Annotated in this window: 16 protein-coding genes and 4 pseudogenes; 12 read left to right on the top strand and 8 right to left on the bottom strand. The window is 68.9% G+C overall.

Annotated elements, in window-relative coordinates; all coding sequences use genetic code 11:
- Window positions 1-22: 22 nt before the first annotated feature.
- The 4 genes and pseudogenes from ACFYWX_RS36645 to ACFYWX_RS36630 all read right to left on the bottom strand — a co-directional run bounded on the left by ACFYWX_RS36645 (window position 23) and on the right by ACFYWX_RS36630 (window position 1,850).
- Window positions 23-541 (bottom strand): beta-galactosidase, encoded by a 519-nt coding sequence (locus ACFYWX_RS36645; protein WP_389429170.1) that lies wholly within the window; start codon window positions 539-541, stop codon window positions 23-25.
- A 73-nt stretch (window positions 542-614) separates the two neighbouring features.
- Window positions 615-704: pseudogene (locus ACFYWX_RS36640) on the bottom strand (beta-galactosidase); the annotation flags it as partial.
- Window positions 705-816: 112 nt separating this feature from the next.
- Window positions 817-1,413 (bottom strand): annotated as a pseudogene (locus ACFYWX_RS36635) (helix-turn-helix domain-containing protein); the annotation flags it as partial.
- Window positions 1,414-1,484: 71 nt separating this feature from the next.
- A complete protein-coding gene (locus ACFYWX_RS36630) occupies window positions 1,485-1,850 on the bottom strand; it encodes a VOC family protein (RefSeq protein ID WP_389429169.1) in 366 nt (121 codons plus the stop codon).
- 92 nt (window positions 1,851-1,942) lie between these two features.
- Here ACFYWX_RS36630 and ACFYWX_RS36625 point away from each other — a divergent pair, with 92 nt between their 5' ends.
- Window positions 1,943-2,908, top strand: coding sequence for a helix-turn-helix transcriptional regulator (locus tag ACFYWX_RS36625; RefSeq protein ID WP_389429168.1), 966 nt, complete (start codon window positions 1,943-1,945; stop codon window positions 2,906-2,908).
- 131 nt (window positions 2,909-3,039) lie between these two features.
- Here the strand turns inward: ACFYWX_RS36625 and ACFYWX_RS36620 are convergent, their stop codons facing one another.
- Together ACFYWX_RS36620 and ACFYWX_RS36615 are read right to left on the bottom strand one after the other, a co-directional pair.
- Window positions 3,040-3,543 carry a hypothetical protein gene (locus ACFYWX_RS36620; RefSeq protein ID WP_389429167.1) on the bottom strand — a complete coding sequence of 168 codons (504 nt, stop codon included), beginning with the start codon at window positions 3,541-3,543 and terminating at the stop codon, window positions 3,040-3,042.
- Window positions 3,544-3,661: 118 nt separating this feature from the next.
- A pseudogene (locus tag ACFYWX_RS36615) lies at window positions 3,662-4,444 on the bottom strand (IS5 family transposase).
- Between the two features lie 91 nt (window positions 4,445-4,535).
- Between ACFYWX_RS36615 and ACFYWX_RS36610 the strand changes: the two are divergent.
- Together ACFYWX_RS36610 and ACFYWX_RS36605 are read left to right on the top strand one after the other, a co-directional pair.
- Window positions 4,536-4,775: a hypothetical protein gene (locus ACFYWX_RS36610; RefSeq protein ID WP_389429166.1), complete on the top strand. Its 240-nt coding sequence runs from the start codon at window positions 4,536-4,538 to the stop codon at window positions 4,773-4,775.
- A gap of 318 nt (window positions 4,776-5,093) precedes the next feature.
- Window positions 5,094-7,109 (top strand): RICIN domain-containing protein, encoded by a 2,016-nt coding sequence (locus tag ACFYWX_RS36605; RefSeq protein WP_389429165.1) that lies wholly within the window; start codon window positions 5,094-5,096, stop codon window positions 7,107-7,109.
- 115 nt (window positions 7,110-7,224) lie between these two features.
- Here ACFYWX_RS36605 and ACFYWX_RS36600 read toward each other — a convergent pair whose 3' ends face one another.
- Window positions 7,225-8,280, bottom strand: a complete 1,056-nt coding sequence (locus ACFYWX_RS36600) for a LacI family DNA-binding transcriptional regulator (RefSeq protein ID WP_389429164.1) — start codon at window positions 8,278-8,280, stop codon at window positions 7,225-7,227.
- Window positions 8,281-8,729: 449 nt separating this feature from the next.
- Here ACFYWX_RS36600 and ACFYWX_RS36595 point away from each other — a divergent pair, with 449 nt between their 5' ends.
- From ACFYWX_RS36595 to ACFYWX_RS36555, 9 genes and pseudogenes are all read left to right on the top strand, one after another.
- Window positions 8,730-10,139, top strand: a complete 1,410-nt coding sequence (locus ACFYWX_RS36595; protein WP_389429163.1) for an ABC transporter substrate-binding protein — start codon at window positions 8,730-8,732, stop codon at window positions 10,137-10,139.
- Between the two features lie 5 nt (window positions 10,140-10,144).
- The gene (locus ACFYWX_RS36590) at window positions 10,145-11,122 is read left to right on the top strand and encodes a carbohydrate ABC transporter permease (RefSeq protein WP_389429162.1); all 978 of its coding nucleotides are present in this window, start codon (window positions 10,145-10,147) and stop codon (window positions 11,120-11,122) included.
- Window positions 11,123-11,126: 4 nt separating this feature from the next.
- On the top strand, window positions 11,127-12,035 hold the full coding sequence (locus ACFYWX_RS36585) for a carbohydrate ABC transporter permease (RefSeq protein ID WP_389429161.1): 909 nt from the start codon (window positions 11,127-11,129) through the stop codon (window positions 12,033-12,035).
- Between the two features lie 79 nt (window positions 12,036-12,114).
- The gene (locus ACFYWX_RS36580; RefSeq protein WP_389429160.1) at window positions 12,115-13,620 is read left to right on the top strand and encodes an alpha-N-arabinofuranosidase; all 1,506 of its coding nucleotides are present in this window, start codon (window positions 12,115-12,117) and stop codon (window positions 13,618-13,620) included.
- A gap of 69 nt (window positions 13,621-13,689) precedes the next feature.
- Window positions 13,690-15,231: an alpha-N-arabinofuranosidase gene (locus ACFYWX_RS36575; protein WP_389429159.1), complete on the top strand. Its 1,542-nt coding sequence runs from the start codon at window positions 13,690-13,692 to the stop codon at window positions 15,229-15,231.
- Between the two features lie 75 nt (window positions 15,232-15,306).
- Window positions 15,307-15,510, top strand: a pseudogene (locus tag ACFYWX_RS36570) (transporter); the annotation flags it as partial.
- Between the two features lie 653 nt (window positions 15,511-16,163).
- On the top strand, window positions 16,164-17,792 hold the full coding sequence (locus ACFYWX_RS36565; protein ID WP_389429158.1) for an MFS transporter: 1,629 nt from the start codon (window positions 16,164-16,166) through the stop codon (window positions 17,790-17,792).
- A gap of 118 nt (window positions 17,793-17,910) precedes the next feature.
- Window positions 17,911-18,432 (top strand): hypothetical protein, encoded by a 522-nt coding sequence (locus tag ACFYWX_RS36560; protein WP_389429157.1) that lies wholly within the window; start codon window positions 17,911-17,913, stop codon window positions 18,430-18,432.
- A gap of 125 nt (window positions 18,433-18,557) precedes the next feature.
- Window positions 18,558-18,755 (top strand): hypothetical protein, encoded by a 198-nt coding sequence (locus ACFYWX_RS36555; protein ID WP_389429156.1) that lies wholly within the window; start codon window positions 18,558-18,560, stop codon window positions 18,753-18,755.
- 124 nt (window positions 18,756-18,879) lie between these two features.
- Here ACFYWX_RS36555 and ACFYWX_RS36550 read toward each other — a convergent pair whose 3' ends face one another.
- A complete protein-coding gene (locus ACFYWX_RS36550) occupies window positions 18,880-19,356 on the bottom strand; it encodes a potassium channel family protein (RefSeq protein ID WP_389429155.1) in 477 nt (158 codons plus the stop codon).
- Between the last annotated feature and the right edge of the window lie 15 nt (window positions 19,357-19,371).

Raw genomic sequence — 19,371 nt, 5'->3', positions numbered from 1 at the left:
CCGGCCACCACCGGCAGGTGGATCAGCGGGGCTCGCGGATCACGGCGACGCCTCCCGGTGGGACGGTGACGGTTCCGGTGACCGGTGCGCCGGTGAGGAGTTCGACGCCTTCGGCAGGTGCTTCGGCGCCCTTTCCGGTGTGGTCGATGAGGAACAGGTAGTCGGCCTCCGCGCCGCGGCGCCGGACGACCTCCATCCCGGCGGGTGCGTCCTGCTCCGGTGTGACGCCGGCCTCCTGTCGGATGCGGTCGAGCAGGGCGGCGAGCGTGTCCTGGTCGGGGTGGGTGGCCAGATACCAGGCGGCGCCGGTCGAGTGCTCCATGAGGAACCACGGGCCGCCCGCGAGCGACCGCATGAGGTCGCCGTTCGGCGCGATGTCGATCTCGGCTTCCGGGTCGTCGGACATCAGGTAGTGGTCGTTGGAGAGGATGTCCAACTCCGGTGCCCAGCGCCAGTAGTCGAGGGCGTCGATGGTGCGCAGGACCAGGAAGTTGGTGGTCGCCGGGGTATCCGGAGCAGTACCTCGCGTTCGGCGGTGCACAGGGAGAGCACCACTGGCTCCAGAAGGTGGTGCCCCAGGCGTGGTTGAGGGCGTCCAGATCGTTGCCGTAGCGGGCGCGCAGCCAGATGCGGAAGGCGGCGGCTCTGGTGTCGCAGTAGCACGCGGGGTTGTGGCATCCGTATTCGTTGTGGATGTGCCACATGGCGACGGCCGGATGGGCGGCGTAGCGTGGATGTTCCACACTGTGATCGCGGCTGACCGGGCGTCCTCGCTGGTGAACTCGCGGGCGTAGAGGACTTCCTCGGCCATGATGCTGTGTAGGCGAGCCGTGAGAAACCATCGACGACGGAGTGCAGGGAGACGTAGCCACGCTTCGCCCCGGCCGACTTCGCCCGACTAGCGACCTTGGCCTGATCGCTGTCCCGGCCGTGGATCCGCCCCCCGCCGCCATGGATCCGGCCGACCTTGTTCACATCCAGGTGCACCATGTGTCCGGGCCAGCGGGCGATGATCTTCCCCGGCTTCCGGTTGTGCTCACCGCCTGGGTCGATGAAGCGGCGTTCGCCGAGGCCGAGCCGGGTCAGGTGTCGGCTGACAGTTCTCCGGTTGATCACAAAACCGATACTCACAAGTTCGTCGGTGATCCGTTGCGCGGACCACTTGTGCTCGCGGCGCCAGGACTCGATCTGCTCGATGACCCATGCTGGAGTCGCGTTCGGACTCCGGTGCGGACTCGACGGCCGGTCTTGCAATCCCGCATCACCGTGTAGCCGCCGGCGATTTACCCACTTGCTGGCGCATGCGCGAGAGATGCCCATCTCAGCGGCGACGTGGGCGATGGGACGTGTCTGGCACCGCTTCACGAGCCGCCTACGGCCCTCGACGCTCAGGGGCGCATTCGCGTGGGGCACTCGTCGTCCTCTCGAAGTCAGACGACGGCAGGCGCGACACCTGTCGTGCGCGCCTGCCGCATTGCGGCCTTTCAGTCCTGCGGTGCGACGCGGATACGGTTCCCGTCAGGATCGGCTGCGAGGAAGGTCAGCCCGAACCCAGCATCATGAGGCTCGCGCAGGATCGTGACCCCCTTGGACTTCCACTGCTCAAAGGTCGCGTTGAGCTCGTCGGGTCCACCGCCGATGGCCAGGCACACCTCACTGGTGCGCGGGACGTCCGGTGACAGATCCTCGAACTGGCCAGACCACACACCGAGGTCAGCGCCTGGCCCGAGATCGAAGGTGATGTATCCCGAAGTCTCGAACGAGGGGCTCATGCCGAGGAGGTCGCCGTAGAAACGAGCTGCGGCGGGAGCGTCGTTCACGTAGACGATGGACACGACGGATGTGGTCATGGTTGTTCCTTCTCACAGGTCGTAGGTGCGCATCCACCAGCCTGACCGGGATATGCGCCGCATCGTGTCGCAATTCCTGAAAAAATTGGTGTGTGACCCCAGATCGCTTCTTCACCCTGATGCTGCTCCTCAAATCGAGCCATGCCGTGACCACACAGGAACTTGCCTCAGCGCTCGGGGTGTCCCTTCGAACCATCACCCGAGACCTGAACTGGCTCCGCGACGCCGGTCTGCCGGTGACCGCACACCGGGGCCGCCTCGGTGGCGTGACCATGCTGCCCGGGTCCGGGCTCGACCTCACGCGACTCACACCGGGCGAGCGTGATCATCTGTCGCTCACCGGGCTCGATGAGAAGCAACGTGCGGAGCTCAACGCATCGGTCGAAAGCCGGCGCGCGCTCTCCAAGATCGTCGCTACACAGCCACGTCGAGTTCATGAGCTCTTGCCGCTCACCGACGTAGTGCACGTGGACAGCCGTCCCTGGCGTCAGGCACGAGCTTCCGGCACGACTCCGGCTTCGCTGATCGGCGCAGTGCGGCGAGGTCGCCGGCTACGGATCGAGTACGACAGCCCACGCGAGTCATGCCCACGCGACCTGGTCGTGGATCCCTACGGGCTGTTCGCCAAGGCCGGCATCTGGTACCTCGTCGCCGACTGTGCCCGAGCGCCACGGATGTACCGACTCGAACGGATCACGACGTGGAAAGAAGTCGACCAGCCACGACGGATCCGCGAGAGCCAGACCCTGGCCACCGTTGCTGCAGCGCTCATTGATCAGTGGGAGCACAACCACGCGATAGAGGTCAGCGCCACCATCGACCAGACCCAGATCGAGCGAGCGCAACGGATCTTTGGCCTACGACTCGTCCCGGACGACCATGAAGAATCCGCCACTGGCCGCAAGGTAACGATCCGCTTCCTGCATCTGGAGGACGTGCGAGCACTACTGCCGTTCGGGAGCGCCATCACTGTGCACGGCCCCACCGAAGCCAGGGCTCACCTCCGCGACCTCGCCACCAATCTTGCCCACCACTATGCGCCGTCACCAACGTCCTGACCTGCAACACCTAAGAGGTTGCGCGGATAGGCGTGGTGGGCATGCCGAGGAGTTCGTGAAGCTCTCGGACTCGGAACTCCTGGCCGGGTACTGGATGAAGGCGTTGACGATGGCCTGGTAGGCGGCGGTGGTCATGCCTGGCGAACGGTGACGTCCTCCGGCTCGACCGGGGGCTCCGTGCCGTCCGCGTCAGCCGGGACCGCGCCCACCCATCGCCGTACCCCCGCCACGACCCCCGCCGCCACGGTGAGCGCGCAGACGAGCAGGCCGCCGTAGATCACCGGGTTGACCCAGACCGGCACCAGCTCGGTGCCCCCGTTGCCCTGGGTGACGCACAACGCGCTGACCGGCAGCGACATCCGCGCCACCACGTGAACGCCGACAACGTCCCCGCACACCTGGTCCGGGTGCAGGACGTAGAAGCCGGCCATGATGCCGGTCGCGTACGCGCCCAGAGCCGCCGCGCCCGCCAGGAGCGTCACCAGCGCGCATGAGCCGACGTTCGGAGTCTGCCAGCCCGCCCCCCACCTGCGGCGGCGCACCCGGAACACCAGCGTCAAGGCGGCGCCCGCCACCACCAGCGGCGTCACATACGGCGCCAATACCAGTGTGATGATGAGCAGGAGATCGATCACACCTCCCTGGACGCCGGCCGCGTACGACTGGTTCCGCCGCCACTGACGGCCCCGCCCGGCGACTACTGATGGGCCATTCATTCAGGTGGCGGTAGAGATGAAGCGGATAGACGTGCTGTCATGGCCGGCGGTCCGGGCGTTCGTCCCAGCGGTGGGTGGTCCACGCCCGTCGGATCAGGCTACGCACGGTGATGATCGTGTCGGCGAGGTCGAAAAAGGCGTCGATGACGGTGGTGCGCCGCTCGTAGCAGCGGGCGAGCCGGTAGAAGGCGTTTTGCCAGGCGTGGGTGCGTTCGACGTACCAATGTCGACTGGCCTGAATCGGTGCCTTCTCGCCTTTGTGCGCGATGCGGCCGTGCAAGCCGCGTTCATTGAGCAGAGCACGGGTCTTGTCCGAGTCGTAGCCGGCGTCCAGGTGCACGGTGATGTCGTTGGGCAACGGCCCCAGGTCGTCCAGGCGTCCAGTGTGGGGGCGAGCAACGGGGAGTCGTGGCGGTTGGCACCGGCCAGGACACGCCCCAGGGGAATGCCGTATCCGTCGGTCATGCCCGAGCGTTTGAGGCCCTGTTTGCCGCGGTCGACCGGAGAGCGACCGGCGGCCTCGCCGCCTCCGGGAGCCTTGGTGATGGAGCCGTCCACGGCGATCTGGTCGAGGACGAGGCCGACGATCCGGTCGTAGGACTCCAGCGCGATCCGCTTGAGCCGGGCGAAGACGCCGAGTCGAATCCACTCGTCGCGACGGGTGCGGATCGTGGTGGCCGAGCAGGTCGTGTCGGCGATCGCCTCGTAAGAACAGCCGAAGCGCAGCAGTTGCAGGAGCTTGTCGAAGATGACCCGGCTGCTGGGGCAGCAGGGCCGCGAATTGGTCCCAGAGCGGTTCGGTCAGCCGAGCCTTCCTCAGTACCCTTCCCTGACGGACAGAGCGCGGTCGCGCAGCCGGCTGACCTGTATGCCTCCCTCATCGTCGGAAGCGCGTCCAGGAGGCTCAGCGCGTGGTCCTCCGCCTCATGCAGAGTGATCAACTGCTCGCGCCGCAGTTGGCGTGGAACATCCGGGTGGTGGGACGAGGTGATCCGCAGGTGCGGGCACAGGACGCTCTTCCGTCGGGCGCCGCAGTCGCCCGCACCCACGACGGGTCGGACCGTCGGCTCAGGACGAGGACGCACGCCCGCTCCTCCAGCCTGAACAGCGAGGCCGAATCCACGACCTCCCCTTCGTGCGGCAGTGGCTGATCGACGCCCACCGCCCCATGCCCGCTGGGCATCATGAGCCCCTCGTCCCTCCGTGGATCGGGTGCAGATCTATTGACGCCCACCGGCCTGATGGGTACAACGTTGGAACCAGACGTGGTGGTCGGGTGATCCTCGCCCCCGCGCCGCTGTCGGCCCGGGTGGCACCGTCCACCGTCGGCCGGAGCCCCTGCGGAGCGCTCCGCAGGGGCGCATCCACCCAACCCACCTCTGATGAGGACTCGTATGCGCCTGCCCGAACGTGCATCCCTTCCCTTGGGGCGGGCCGCCCTGCGGTGGCTCCTTCTCCTTGTGTCCTGCGTGGCGTTGGTCGCGGTGCCCGGCACTGCGTGGGCCGTCACCACAGGCAACGGCTCCCTTGTCTACTCGCCCACCGCGGGGAGCTCCTTCGACCCCGCCGGCACGACCTATGCGAAGACGATCGTGCTGAAGCACGGCGGTTCCGGCAATGGCCGCATCCTGGTGACCTATGACCAGTTGGTCTGGGTCAACGGCAAGCAGGTGTACCCGATCTACTCCAGCGACGACAACGGGGCGACCTGGACGCATCTGAGTGACGTGGTACCGGGGAACAACTTCGCTTCCCTGATCAAGACCTCGCAGCCGTTCCTGTACGAGGTGCCGCAGGCCACGGGAGGTCTCGCGGCAGGAACGATCCTGCTGGCGGGCAACATCATGCCGTCGGACAAGTCCAGCAGCCGGCTCGTGGTCTACAAGAGCACCGATCATGGCGCGACCTGGTCCTACCTGAGCACTGTGGACAGCGGCGGGCCGGCCGTCTACGACCCGAGCCCGACCTCGACCACGACCACGGTGTGGGAGCCGTCGCTCGGTCTGGACGCGGCCGGAGACCTGGTGTGCTACTTCTCCGACGAGCGGCAGAAGGCCAACGGTGTTCTGCAGGCGGTCTCTTATCGCGCGTCGACGGACGGTGGAGCCACCTGGGGCACGGAGGGCAACGTCGCCGCGATCCCGAACAGCAGCGACCGCCCTGGCATGATCACGGTCACCGCCCTGCCGAACGGGAAGTACATGGCGGTCTATGAGGTCGTCAACCGCCCGTCGCAGTCGCTGAACACCGCGGTGGTCTACTACAAGTTCTCCGATGACGGCATCACCTGGACCGCGGGCGACCTCGGCACACCGATCAAGCTCGCCAACGGCCGGGGCATCGGGTCCTCGCCCTACGTGAAGTGGGTACCGGCGGGCGGACCGAACGGCATGGTCATCGTCTCCGCGAAGTGGGGGCTGGACTCGTCGGGCAACATCAGCGGCGGCCAGAACTTCATGGTCAACTACAACCTCGGTCAGGGGCCCTGGGAGCGGTTGCCGTATGCCGTGACCTACGACGCGAGCGACACCCAGGGCGGCTACTTCTCCGGCTTCGCCCAGGCCTTCGACACCAGTGTGGACGGGAACACACTGTTCCAGGCCACCGATGTGGAGAACCCGACCACCACCTACAACGACATCCGGGTCGGATCGATCCCGCTCAACGCGCGCCACTACGAGGCCGAGCGGGCCACCCTGACCGACGCCTCGGTGGTCTCCCAGGTCGACGCGGACGCGGGCGGCAAGGTGGGCAACATCAACTACTCGGACAGCAAGGTCTCGTTCGCGCATGTCAACGTGCCCACGGCCGGGACCTACACGGTCAACGTCCGCTACGACAACGGGACCGGCGCCACCAGCAGCCACACCGTGAGCGTGAACGGGGGCACCGCCACCACGCTCAGCTATCCGGCCACCGTCGACTGGAACCGCTACCGCTGGGCGCAGTTCACCGCGAGCCTGAACGCGGGGAACAACACGATCACCTTCGGTTACAACGGCACCTACGCGGAGCTCGACGCCATCGACGTCTACCAGTCGGGCGTGGCCGCGGCAGGGGAGTTCAAGCTGGTCAACCGCACCAGCGGGAAGTACCTGGAGACCCAGTCCGCCCTGACGACGGAAGGCGCCCCGACGGGGCAGTGGGGGGACACGAACAACCCGACCCAGGTCTGGCGGATCGCCGCGTCCGCCTCGGGCGGCTACACACTCACCAACCTCAACAGCGGCAAGCTGCTGACCGTGAGCGGGGCGTCCACGGCGAACGGCGCTGCGGTCGTGCAGAACGCGTCCACCGGGTCCTCGTCCCAGCGCTGGAGTCCGACAGCGACCGACTCCGGCTACGCCACCTGGACGAACGCCAACAGCGGCAAGCTGCTGGAGATCTACCAGAACTCCACGGCGGACGGCGCGATCGCCGACCAGTGGGCGTCCACCGGGTACAACTGCCAGCAGTGGCGGTTGGTGAAGGAGGGCGTTCAGTAGCAGTCGACGGCGGTGGGCCGTTCGCGGCACGCTGTGGGCCCGAGGACCGCCGGACAACCTGTGTTCGCCCCGCCCGGCAGCCCCTGGGCGGGGCGGACGCGCTCGTTGTCGCCGCTCAGCTCGGGGACGACGCGGCCTGTGTGCTCTCGCGGACGACGAGGTCCCAGCCGCAGGGGATGTCGCGAGGCGGGACAGGGTCCTCGGAAGTCATCCTTTCGACCAGGGCGGACACCGCCTGCCGCGCCATGTCGGCGTAGTCGGGACGGATCGTGGTCAGGGTCGGGATGGTGAACCGCCCCTCGTCGATGCCGTCGAAGCCGGCCAGCGCGAAGTCGTGCGGCGCGTGCAGACCCTGGTCGTGGGCGGCGCGCAGGGCTCCGATGGCCAGGACGTCGGCGAAGCAGTACAGCGCCTCGGGACGCTCGCCCCGGGTGAGGATCTGCGCGGCGGCGCGGGCTCCGGCCTCCTTGCTGTAGTGCGCGCCGGGGACGGCCGGGGCCAGGGATTCGTCGAAGGTCAGTCCCCGCTCCGTCAGCGCCTGCCGGTGCCCCTCCAGACGTTTCAGTGCGGTCGCGGTGGCGTACGGGGCGTGGTCCTGGCGACCGATCACGGCGATCCGGCGGAAGCCCCGGCCGAGGAGGTGGCCGGTCAGCGCGCGCGAGGCGGCCGCGTTGTCGATCGAGACGTGGTCGACCGAGAGGTGCCCGTATTCGGCGTCGGGTTCACGCTCGCCGAGTAGCACGATGGGCATCGACCTGGTGCGTTGTGCCAAGGCGTCACCGCCGAGGGCCAGTGGCGACATGATGACCCCTTCGATGAGCGGGTCACGCAGGTGCTCGGCGGCACCGAGCTCGGCACCCGCTTCGCCTCCGGTCTCCTCTATCAGCAGTGTGTAGCCGGCCTCCCGGGCCGCGCCGATCATCGCGGTGGCGACTTCGGCGAAATAGGGGTTGCCCAGGTCGGGCACGGCCAGCGCGATCACATGGGAGCGTCCGGTGCGCAGCCTGCGGGCCGACAGGTTCGGGCTGTATCCGATCTCCTCGATCGCCTGGTGCACCCGGGCGGCGGTCCGGGCGGACACCTTGCCCTCGACGCCGCGGAGCACGTTGGACACCGTCTTGATCGACACCCCTGCCCGCGCCGCGACATCGTGCAGGGTGGGCTGGGCCATCTGGTCCTCCGGACTCGTCTTCGGTCGTGACACTGCAGTGGCCCTGCTGCCAGTGGCTGCGGCCCGGTTCTCTCGGCGGCTGCGGTTCGTCCGTCCGCCGCCCCTGACCGTACCGCCGCGCCGGCATACCGAGCCGCATGTTGCCGCAATGCGTCGTCCGAGTGACCACGGGCCATTGACGCAGCTGCCGCACCAAGGGTACAACGTTGGAACCTGATTGGTCGCCCACTGTTCCCACCGGGCCACGGGCGGCGAAAAACCCAGGTACGGGCCGCTACTACGGCGCTGGAGCCGCACCACCCCAGCACCCCTCGCCAGTAACCGTGCCGTCCACCCGCCTTGCCTGCCTCACCCAGCGGTCTCCGCCAGTGCGCGTGCCGCTCACTCACCCACCCTCACTCCTCACGCGCTTCTCCTGACGAAGCCGGTAGGAGTCAAAGGAGACCCGCATGTCTTCTACCAGCTCCGACCACAGAGCCGCCGTACCCGTCGCTCACTCTGCCGCCGGTACCTCCCGCCGTTCCCTGCTGCGCCTGCTGGGCGCGGCCGGAGCCGGGGCCGCCGCGACCGGTGCCCTCAGCGCCTGTGCTCCCGGCTCCTCGGCGGCCCCGAAAGCTCTCGGCTCGACCGCACCCGCGAACGCGAAGGGCACGGCCACTCTCTGGTTCCGCGACGATGACCTGCTGAAGGTGTTCCGCGGTGTGGTGCCCTCGTTCAACAAGAAGTACCCGAACGTGACCCTGAAGCTCGTCGGCGTCGACATCGACACCAAGCTGCCCCCGGCGCTGATCTCCGGTGCGGGCGTGCCCGACGGCTCGTTCTTCGGCGACGGCAGCGTGCTGGGCCAGGCCGAGCACCTGACCGACCTCACCCCGCAGATGGCGAAGTACCGCGCCGACACCGTCCAGTACAAGCTGGACAGCAACACCACCGGCGGCCGCCTTGTCGGCATCCCCTGGGACACCGACCCGGGCCTGCTCTACTACCGCGAGGACATCCTGGCCGCCGCCAAGGTCGACCCCGCCCAGCTCACCTCGTACGACGCCCTGCTGGACGCCGCCCGTGAGATCAAGGGCCGTGACGCCAAGGCCCGGCCGATCCCGCTGGAGCAGGATCCGAACCTGGCCACGCAGTGGCTGATGATGATGGTCAACCAGCAGCAGGGCACCGGCCTGGTCGACGCCAAGGGCAGGCTCACCCTCGACACCGACGCCTTCCGCACCGCGCTGACCTGGATCAAGAAGGTCGCGGACGAGGGGCTGGGAGCCCGCAGCAAGTTCGCCAGCTCCGCACAGATCGCTCAGGCCGACGGTGGCACCGTCTCCCTGGTCCCGTGGGCGATCTGGTACAACTTCCTGGTTCAGGGCACCTTCAAGAAGAGCACCGGCCACTGGCGGGTGACGCAGCTTCCCGCGTGGACGAAGGGCGGGGCGCGCTCGGGTGTCATGGGCGGCAGCTCGTTCGTCATCCCCGCCAAGGCGGCCAACCCGGATCTCGCCTGGCTCTTCTACGAGCACGCGGTCTACAGCCCGGAGGGCTACCGGGCCGTGTTCGGCAGCAACAGCGTCTACCCCAACGGTCTGAACACCGCCCTGCCGTCGGTGAAGTCCGCGCTCGTCCCGCAGACCTCGCTCTTCAAGCCGCTGGCCGGCCTCGGCAACCAGAACCTGTGGGAGGTCGGCACCCGGGCCTCGCTCGCCATTCCGTCGGGCTACCGCGTCCCGTCCTGGTTCAACCAGGCCGCCACCTCCTACCTCGGCGCGAACCTGCAGAAGCTGATGGACGGGAAGATGAGCGTGGACGAGGTCATCAAGAAGTCCGCGTCCGACATCCAGACCAACCTCGTCGACCGGGCCTGACCGGCATGACGAACCTGACATGGAACACCCGGGCGCCGAGGACCGGGGAGCAGGCCCCGGCCTCCCGCCCGGCCCCGGGCGGCCGGCGTCGGCGCCTCGGTCCGGGCCCCGGCTCGGTCCGGGCGCGGCGGGAGCGCTGGTGGGGGCTCGGCCTGGTCGCACCGTTCCTGCTGCTCTTCGCCGCGTTCACGGCCTACCCGCTCGGCTACGCCCTGGAGCTCAGCTTCAGCGACTGGCACGGCGCGGGCGACCTGCGCTGGGTCGGCTGGTCGAACTACACCTACCTGCTGACCAACCACGACTTCTGGGATTCGCTCGGCAACACCGGGATGATGTGGCTGCTGATCGTGCCGGCCCAGACCCTCGGCGCGGTCGCGGTCGCCAGCCTCCTGACCCGCTCACACCTGCGGTTCAAGAAGGCCCTGCGCACCGTCGTCATCCTGCCCTACGTGACACCTCTGGCAGCGATGGCGCAGGCATTCCTCCTGATCTTCGACGACCACTTCGGCATGCTGAACCGGATCCTCGACGTGCTCGGCGGGCCGCAGATCGGCTGGCTGACCACGACCACCTGGGCGAAGCCGGCCATCGCCCTCTTCGTTCTCTGGAAGACCAGCGGATTCGCCCTGATCATCATGCTGGCCGCGGTGCAGGGCATCCCGCCCGAGGTGTACGAAGCGTCGGCCCTCGACGGGGCCGGCCCGGTGCGCACCTTCTTCTCCGTCACCCTCCCGCTGGTGCGCCGCGCCGTCGGCTTCTTCCTCGTCATCTCCACCCTCGGCATCTCGCAGATGTTCCTGGAGCCGTTCATGTTCACCAAGGGCGGTCCGTACAACTCCTCGACCACCTCGGGCCTGTACCTCTACAACCACATCTCGGCCTCCGACCTCGGCACGGGTGCGGCGAACTCCTTCCTCCTGGTGGTCCTCGTCCTCCTGCTGTCGCTGGTCGCGATCCGTGTCCTGCGAGCCAAGGAGGACTGAGCCGATGACAAGCACCCTGACCGGCTGCCCGCCCGCCGTCGCCACCACCGCATCGGTCACCGGGTCCGCCTGGCGGCGCGTCCGCACCGTGGCCGGCTATGCCTGCATGCTGCTCGCCGCGGTCGCCTTCCTGTACCCGCTCATCTGGATGGTCACCTCGTCCTTCAGACCGGGCGCGAGCATCCTGAACGACCCTCTGGGCTTCGATCCCTCCGCGGCGACGTGGCGCAACTGGACCGGCATGTTCGCCAACACGCCGATCCTGCACGCCCTGGCCAACACCGCCATCGTGGTCGCGGGCAAGGGCGGGATGCTGCTCGTCTTCAGTCCGCTGGCCGGCTACGGATTCGCCAAGTTCCACTTCCCGTTCAAGAACGCGCTGTTCGGGCTGGTGCTGCTCACCCTGATGCTGCCGACCCTGGTACTGATCATCCCGCTGCTGCTGGAGATGAGCCAGCTGAACTGGATCAACTCCTACCAGGCGCTGATCCTCCCCGGCGCGGTCGACGCGTTCAGCGTGTTCTGGATGCGGCAGACCATCAGCGAGATCCCGGACGAACTGCTGGACGCCGCGCGGATCGACGGCTGCGGACCGCTGCGCGCCTTCTGGTCGGTGGTGGTCCCCGTGCTGCGACCGGCCCTCGCAGCCCTCGCCGTCCTGTCCCTGTTCAACATCTACAACGATCTGGTGTGGCCGATCGTCGCCATCAACGACCAGCAGCACCAGACCCTGGCCGTCCTCCTCGCGGGCATGTCCTCGAACGTCAGCGGCGCGCAGGCCGGCGTCAGCAGCGCCGACATGTGGGGCCAGTTGATGGCCGCCTGCACCTTCGCGACCATCCCGACCGTGCTGCTCTTCGTGTTCCTGCAGCGCCACTTCATCCGTGGCCTGCTCGCCGGCAGCAGCCGCTGACCGCTCGCGGGCGTCCGTCGTCGAGACCGTCCCTCTGCCCCTCTGCCCCCTGTCCACCGCCGAAGGAATGGCTCCGAACGTGACCACACGGCAGCACGCCCACCTCACCGTCCATCCCCTGTTCGACGTCGGCGAGATCGATCCGCGTATCTTCGGCAGCTTCGTGGAGCACATGGGACGCTGCGTGTACTCAGGGGTTTTCGAGCCCGGCCACTTCACCTCCGACGAAGCCGGCTTCCGTGGCGACGTCACCGCTCTGATCCGTGAACTGGGCGTCAGCGTCGTCCGCTACCCGGGTGGCAACTTCGTGTCCGGCTACGACTGGCGCGACGGCATCGGCCCGGTTGCCGACCGCCCGACCCGCCTCGACCTCGCCTGGCGCTCCCTGGAACCGAACCTGGTCGGCATCGACGAGTTCCTGCCCTGGGCGCACAGGAACGGCATCGAACCCATGATGGCCGTCAACCTCGGCACCGCCGGGCCGAAGGAAGCCGCCGAACTGGTCGAGTACTGCAACCTCGCCGACGGCACCACCCTCGCCCGCGAGCGCGCCACCAACGGGAACCCCGCCCCCCACGCGGTGCGAACCTGGTGCCTGGGCAACGAGATGGACGGCCCCTGGCAGATCGGCCACACCACGGCCGCCGAGTACGGACGCCGTGCCGCCGAGGCCGGCAAGGCCATGCGCCTGGTCGACCCGAGCATCGAACTGGTCGCCTGCGGCTCCTCGTTCCGTCACATGCCGACCTTCGGCGCCTGGGAGGCGACCGTGGCCGAGCTCACCCTGGACGTCGCCGACTACATCTCCATGCACGCGTACTACGACGGTACCGCCGACCGCCGCGACTACCTCGCCTCCGGGCAGCGCCTGGAACGCTTCATCACGGACGTCACCAACACCTGTGACGCCGTCAGCGCCAGGCTGGGCTCCTCGCGGAAGATGATGATCTCGCTCGACGAGTGGAACGTGTGGTCGTCGGCTGCCACCGCCTCACCCGTCGGCGAGGGCCAGAACCACGAGATCAGCCACGCGCCCCGGATCACCGAAGACCCCTACCGAGCCCTGGACGCCGTCGTCCTCGGTGACCTGATCATCGGCATCCTCAACCACGCCGACCGCGTCAAGATCGGCTGCCTCTCCCTCCTCGTCAATGTCAGCGCGCCGATCCTCACGGAGCCGGGCGGCGGTGCGAGCAAGCAGGCGATCTTCCATCCGTTCGCCGCCGCCGCACAGGCCGCCCGTGGACACGCCCTGCGCACCCGGCTCACCGCGCCCCTGTTCGAGACCCTGACGTACGGCGCCGTCCCCCAGGTGGCGACCGCCGTCACCTACGCCCCGGAGAGCGGCCAGTCGGCGATTTTCGCCACCAACCGGGGCAGCGAACCGGTCGAGCTCACCATCGACCACGCCGCCTTCGGCGCCTTCGACATCAAATCCGCGCACACCCTCACCGCGGCCGACGCCCGCGACCCCCGCGATCTCGCACTGGAACCCCTCCAGCAGATCCACCCCGGCGAGCGCATCTCGACCCTGCTCCTGCCGCCCGAATCCTGGACTTCCGCCGAAGCCGTCGCCCGAGCCTGATCCCACCGGACACCCCCGTTCCGCTGATCACGCCTGTCCCGCCGCCATGCCCGCGCACGAAAGGCCGCCATGTCCCACCCGCCCACCGCTCCCGCCCGTTTCACCCTCGACCCCGCGTTCACCGTCGGCAACGTGGACCCGCGCCTGTTCGGCTCCTTCGTGGAGCACCTGGGGCGCTGCGTGTACACCGGCATCTACGAACCGGGCCATCCCGCCGCCGACGAGGCAGGACTGCGCACCGACGTCCTGGAGCTGGTCCGCGAGCTGGGAGTGACCACCATCCGCTACCCGGGAGGGAACTTCGTCTCGGGCTACAAGTGGGAGGACAGCGTCGGCCCGGTGGAGCAGCGACCGCGCCGGCTCGACCTGGCCTGGCGCACGACGGAGACCAACGCCTTCGGCCTGTCGGAGTTCATGGGCTTCCTGCGCAAGCTCGGCCGCGACGGGGAACCGATGATGGCGGTGAACCTCGGCACCCGAGGCGTGGCGGAGGCCATCGAGCTGCAGGAGTACGCCAACCACCCCTCCGGCACCGCGCTGTCCGACCTGCGCGCGGCGCACGGCGACAAGGAACCGTTCGGGATCAGGCTCTGGTGCCTGGGCAACGAGATGGACGGCCCCTGGCAGATCGGCCACAAGAGCGCCGAGGACTACGGCAAGCTGGCCGCCGCCACCGCCCGCGCGATGCGCATGGTGGACAAGGACGTGCAACTGGTCGCCTGCGGCAGCTCCAGCCAGAGCATGCCGACCTTCGGCGCGTGGGAGTCCACCGTGCTGGAGCACACCTACGACCTGGTGGACTACATCTCCATGCACGCCTACTACGAGGAGAGCGGCGGCGATCGCGACTCCTTCCTCGCCTCGGCGGTCGACATGGAGGCGTTCATCGAGAACGTGGTGGCCACCTGCGACCACGTGGGCGCCCGACTGAAATCCAAGAAGAAGATCAACATCTCCTTCGACGAGTGGAACGTCTGGTACATGTCCCGCTTCCAGCAGGACTTCGACGAGAACCCGCCGGACTGGCCCGAGGCGCCGCGGCAGCTGGAGGACAGCTACTCGGTCACCGACGCGGTGGTCTTCGGCTCGATGCTGATCGCCTTGCTGCGCCATGCCGACCGCGTCTCGGTGGCCTGCCTGGCGCAGCTGGTCAACGTGATCGCCCCGATCATGACCGAGCCCGGCGGGCCCGCCTGGCGGCAGACCACGTTCTTCCCGTTCGCGCAGGCGTCGCGACACGGCCGCGGCCGGGTGCTGCAAGTCGATCCGCGAAGCCCCGTGCAGACGACCGCCAAGTTCGGAGAGGTGCCACTGTTGCACGCCACGGCGGTGCTGGACGAGACCAGCGGGGCGGTGACCGTGTTCGCCGTGAACCGCAGCCAGACCCGGTCGCTGCCGCTGGAGGTCGTCCTGCACGGCACCGACGTGTCCCGGGTGGCCGAGCACAGCGTGCTGGCGGACGCGGACCCCGACGCCCGTAACACCCTGGCCGAACCCGACCGGGTCGTCCCGTATCCGGCCACGGGGGCCAACATCGACGGCGAGATGCTCCGCTGCGAACTAGCTCCTCTCTCCTGGAACATGATCCGGCTGCTGCCGGACCATGACTGAGGAACGTGGCGGACGCGGACGCGGCAGCTCCGGGCCACGGCGGGTGCGACCGCGGATTCCTCCCGTTGCCAGGCCGCCTGCCTCTGCCCACCGCAGCGCAGCTAGCTGCTGGTCTACCTGAAGGTCGATCCGCAGGACGTCGACCTCGTTCCGGGTTTCACCCGTGACGTGTCCGGTCTCGGTCACCACGGGACGGGTGATCTGGAGGTGCAGCTGCGTACGCCGCGAGACGTGGAGCGGGCGCACGATCTGTTCCGGGCCAGCTACGCGGCGGCGTGATCGTCTGCCGGCCTCTGGCTGCTCTGTGGTCGTGGGGTGGTGCCTTTCGATGTGCGAGCAGGGCGTGGCGGTGGACTACCAATGATGCGCGGGATCACCAACACATGGAAGCCGGCCCTGGCCGAGGTCGGCGTCATTCCACCGCGCCCCAAAGGGGCAAAACCTTGGCAGTGGCAGGCGGCGCCGAGGGACGGGCTTCATGTGCTGCGGCACACCTATGCCTCGATCATGCTGGAGGCGGGGGAGTCCGTGGTGACTCTGGCGCGGTGGCTCGGTCACTCTTCGCCAGCTGTAACGCTTGGTTACTATGCCCACTTCATGCCGGAGGCCGGGAGTAGGGGGCGCGCCGCCATTGACGGCCTGCTCGGGAGGCAGGGAAATCGGCCTGGCAGTCGAAACTCCCCAGATTCTCCCCCCGGGGCTCATCGTGATCGACTCCCGACGCGGTGCGTGGGGCACGTGAGCTGCGATTGCCATGACACGTTCGGCTTCGCCAGTCTGTGATCATCGGACACGTGGTAGCAGACTCGCCCGTGGCGGGTGAGGCACCCGACAGGCTCCTGAGCTGCGATGGAGACGGCGGCCGGGCGGCGGCGGTCGCTGCCCGACCGATGCCCACCGGCGTCCCGGGCCGACTCGGCGAGGTGGAGACGGTGAGGCATTGGCGGCCACTGATCGTCCTGGGCACGGCCCAGTTCCTGATGGTGCTGGACACGTCCGTCATGAACGTCTCCATCAGCCAACTGGTCGAGGACTTCGACACCGAGGTCACCGCCATCCAGGCCGTCATCACCCTCTACGCACTGGTCATGGCGGCCTTCATGATCACCGGAGGCCGGTTCGGCGACATCCTCGGGCGCCGCCGCCTCTTCTTCCTCGGTCTCGTCGTGTACGCCACCGGGTCGGCCCTGACGGCCGTGGCCCCGACGCTGTGGGTCCTCGCGCTGGGCTGGTCGGTGATCGAGGGGCTCGGTGCCGCGATGGTGCTGCCGGCCATGGCGGCCCTCGTCGCCGAGTCCTACCGAGGCCGCGACCGGGCCGTCGCCTACGGCGTCATCGGCGGGCTGGCCGGTGCGGGCATCGCGGTCGGTCCGCTGCTCGGCGGCTGGGTGACGACGTACCTCACCTGGCGGCTGGTCTTCGCCGGTGAGGTGGTGATCGTGCTGGTCGTCCTGTGCTTCCGGCGGGTGATCACGGAGCCCCCGCGGACCGGTCCGCGCCCCCACCTGGACGGCGTCGGCGCGGGCCTCTCGGCGGCCGGTCTCGGGCTCGGCGTGCTCGGTGTGCTGCAGAGCGGGACGTGGGGGTGGGTCCAGCCCCGCAACCCGCCCTTCACCGTCATGGGCTTCGCGCCGACGCTGTTCGTCATCGGCGCCGGAGTGGCCGTACTGGCCCTCTTCGGGCGCTGGGAGCGGCGCCGGGAGGCCCACGGCACCGACCCGCTGGTGCACCTGACCCTGCTGCGCAGGCCCGTCCTGCGGTCCGGTCTGATGTCGCTGCTGTTTCAGAACCTCATCCTGCTGGGACTGTTCTTCACCATCCCGCTGTACCTCCAGGTGGTCCAGGGGTTCGACGCCTTCCAGACGGGGCTGCGGCTGCTTCCCGTGTCCGTCGCCATGCTCGTCGCCTCCCTGGTCGCCGCCCGGCTGGGACGGGCGGTCGGCGCGCGCCGGATGGTGCGGTCGGCCCTGCTGACCCTGGCCGCGGCCATCGTGTGGCTGCTGGCCACCATCGAGCCGGACATCGACGACGCGCAGTTCGCCGGAGCCATGGCCCTGCTCGGCGTCGGCATGGGTCTGCTCGCCTCGCAGCTGGGCAACGTCGTCCAGTCCAGCGCGGGCGAGGAGGAACGCAGCGAGGTCGGCGGGCTCCAGTTCACGGCCCAGAACCTGGGCTCCGCGCTGGGCACGGCGCTCATCGGATCACTCCTCATCGGCGCACTGGCCCACGCCTTCACCGCACAGGTGGAGGACAACCCACAGTTGTCGGACGAAGCCCGCCGGAAGACGAGCGTCGCCCTCGAAGCCGGGATCAGCTTCGTGCCCACCGAGCAGGTGCGCTCGGCGGCCGAGAGCGCCGGGCTGCCGCCGGCCGAGGTCGACGCCCTGACGGACTCCTACGCCTCGGCACAGCTGGACGGCCTGAAGGCGGCGATCCTCGCCACCGGGGGCGTCACGCTGGCCGCCTTCCTCGTCACACCCCACCTGCCGGCCGGGCGAGCGAGCCGCAAGGACCCGTCCGACACGGGCGCGGCGACCGACACGGTCGGCCGGAGGCACTGATCCGGGGGAGGCCGGGATGTTCACCCGGGGGGCGCGGGGCGTGAGGGTCTGTCCGGCGTCGGTTTGCTCGGTCGAGAGCACTCACCCTGGGGGAGGCCGCTGCGCGAAGGAGGCCGTGATGCCGACGACCGGGCGCCCCACGTCTCGCGCGGTGCGGACCGCCGAGCGTCGGGCCCGTGCCGACTACACCGGTGGGGTCTACGGATCCATGCTCGCCACCTCCGTGATCATCGGCGCCGGAACCTTGGGCTCGTTCCCGCGTCTGGAACTGGTGGCGCTGCTGCTGCTCACCGGCGTGGCGTTCTGGATCGCGCACGTGCACGCCCAGCTGTTCGGCGCGCGCCTGGCGCAGCAGAGCCTGGACCGCCGGATCGTGCTGCATGTGTGCCGCGACGAGTGGCCGATCGTCAAGGCAGCCGTCCCGCCGGCCGTCGCCGTGGCCGCCAGCCCCTTGCTGGGCCTCGACGTGCAGGGGGCGCTGTGGCTCGCGCTCGGAGTGGCCGTGGCGGGACAGGTGGGCTGGTCGGCGGCCGCGGCCCGACGCGCCGAAGCCACCTGGCGCCTGGTGGCGGCCACCGCCGCGGTGAACCTGCTGCTCGGTCTGCTGATCGTTTCCTTCAAGCTCTTCCTGAAGCATTGACGCAGGCGGCGCGCCGGGCGGCGGTATCACCTCCCCAGGGTGAGGCCACGCGGTGCGCCGGGGCGGACGATCGCAGGGAAAGGGCGCGGCCCGCCTGTCCCAGGCCACCCGGCGGAGAGCACTCCATGCGCTATGAGATCCGCGTCGAAGGACACCTGTCGGAGACGCTGACCAAAGCCTTCCCGGAGCTGGACCACGTGGTGATGTCCGGTCAGACGGTCCTGTTCGGCTCCGTCCTCGACGAGGCGCACCTGTACGGGCTGCTGGCACGCTGCCAGTCGCTGGGCCTGCGGGTGCTGGAGATGCGCCAGCAGCCGGAGTGAGGGAGTCCTGGGACCAGCGCCTGCTCCCGAGTCCTGGGACCAGTGCCTGCTCCCGAGTCCTGGGACCAGTGCCTGCTCCCGAGTCCTGGGACCAGCGCCTCTCCCGGTGACCGGTGAGGTGTCCTCAGTCCGGTGGCGTCTCCCGGCCCTGTCGCCGTAGGCCCGCTCGGACCGCGCCCGCGAGTACGCGTGCGGCGACACCCACGATCAGCAGCCCGCCGGTCATCTGCAGCATCGTCAGCACCCGCCCCGTCTGGGACCGGGCCGTGATGTCGCCGTACCCGACGGTGCTGAACGTGGTGAGCGTGAAGTACAGGGCGTCCGTCCGGGTCAGCGGTTCGCTGAAGGAGCCCGGGGAGGAGTGCTCCAGGAGGTAGTACATGCCGGCGAAGAGCACCAGGTAGAGCGCGAGCGTGGCGGTCAGGGCCTCGACGGCCCGCAGGCGGGGGTGAGGCGAGCGCACGATGGCCCGCAGTTCCCACAGGAAGACCAGGACGACGGCCAGCAGGCCGCACGCGAGCAACGCCGAGTCGCCGGTCTGGTCGGCCCTGTCCATGGGGAGCAGGTAGTACGCGGTGACGAGACCTACCGCGACGCCCACGGCCCGCACCATGGA

The sequence above is a fragment of the Streptomyces sp. NPDC002888 genome (assembly GCF_042888465.1).
Classification (GTDB): domain Bacteria; phylum Actinomycetota; class Actinomycetes; order Streptomycetales; family Streptomycetaceae; genus Streptomyces.
The sequence above is the reverse complement of the archived record's forward strand: the minus strand, read 5'-3'. Positions and strand labels throughout refer to the sequence as shown.

Bases quoted from the DNA above. Each gene is read 5' to 3' on its own strand.
- ACFYWX_RS36630 (WP_389429169.1), bottom strand. From the start codon at position 1,850: ATGACCACATCCGTCGTGTCCATCGTCTACGTGAACGACGCTCCCGCC.
- ACFYWX_RS36600 (WP_389429164.1), bottom strand. From the start codon at position 8,280: ATGGCCCAGCCCACCCTGCACGATGTCGCGGCGCGGGCAGGGGTGTCG.
- ACFYWX_RS36595 (WP_389429163.1), top strand. From the start codon at position 8,730: ATGTCTTCTACCAGCTCCGACCACAGAGCCGCCGTACCCGTCGCTCAC.
- ACFYWX_RS36590 (WP_389429162.1), top strand. From the start codon at position 10,145: ATGACGAACCTGACATGGAACACCCGGGCGCCGAGGACCGGGGAGCAG.
- ACFYWX_RS36585 (WP_389429161.1), top strand. From the start codon at position 11,127: ATGACAAGCACCCTGACCGGCTGCCCGCCCGCCGTCGCCACCACCGCA.
- ACFYWX_RS36575 (WP_389429159.1), top strand. From the start codon at position 13,690: ATGTCCCACCCGCCCACCGCTCCCGCCCGTTTCACCCTCGACCCCGCG.
- ACFYWX_RS36560 (WP_389429157.1), top strand. From the start codon at position 17,911: ATGCCGACGACCGGGCGCCCCACGTCTCGCGCGGTGCGGACCGCCGAG.
- ACFYWX_RS36555 (WP_389429156.1), top strand. From the start codon at position 18,558: ATGCGCTATGAGATCCGCGTCGAAGGACACCTGTCGGAGACGCTGACC.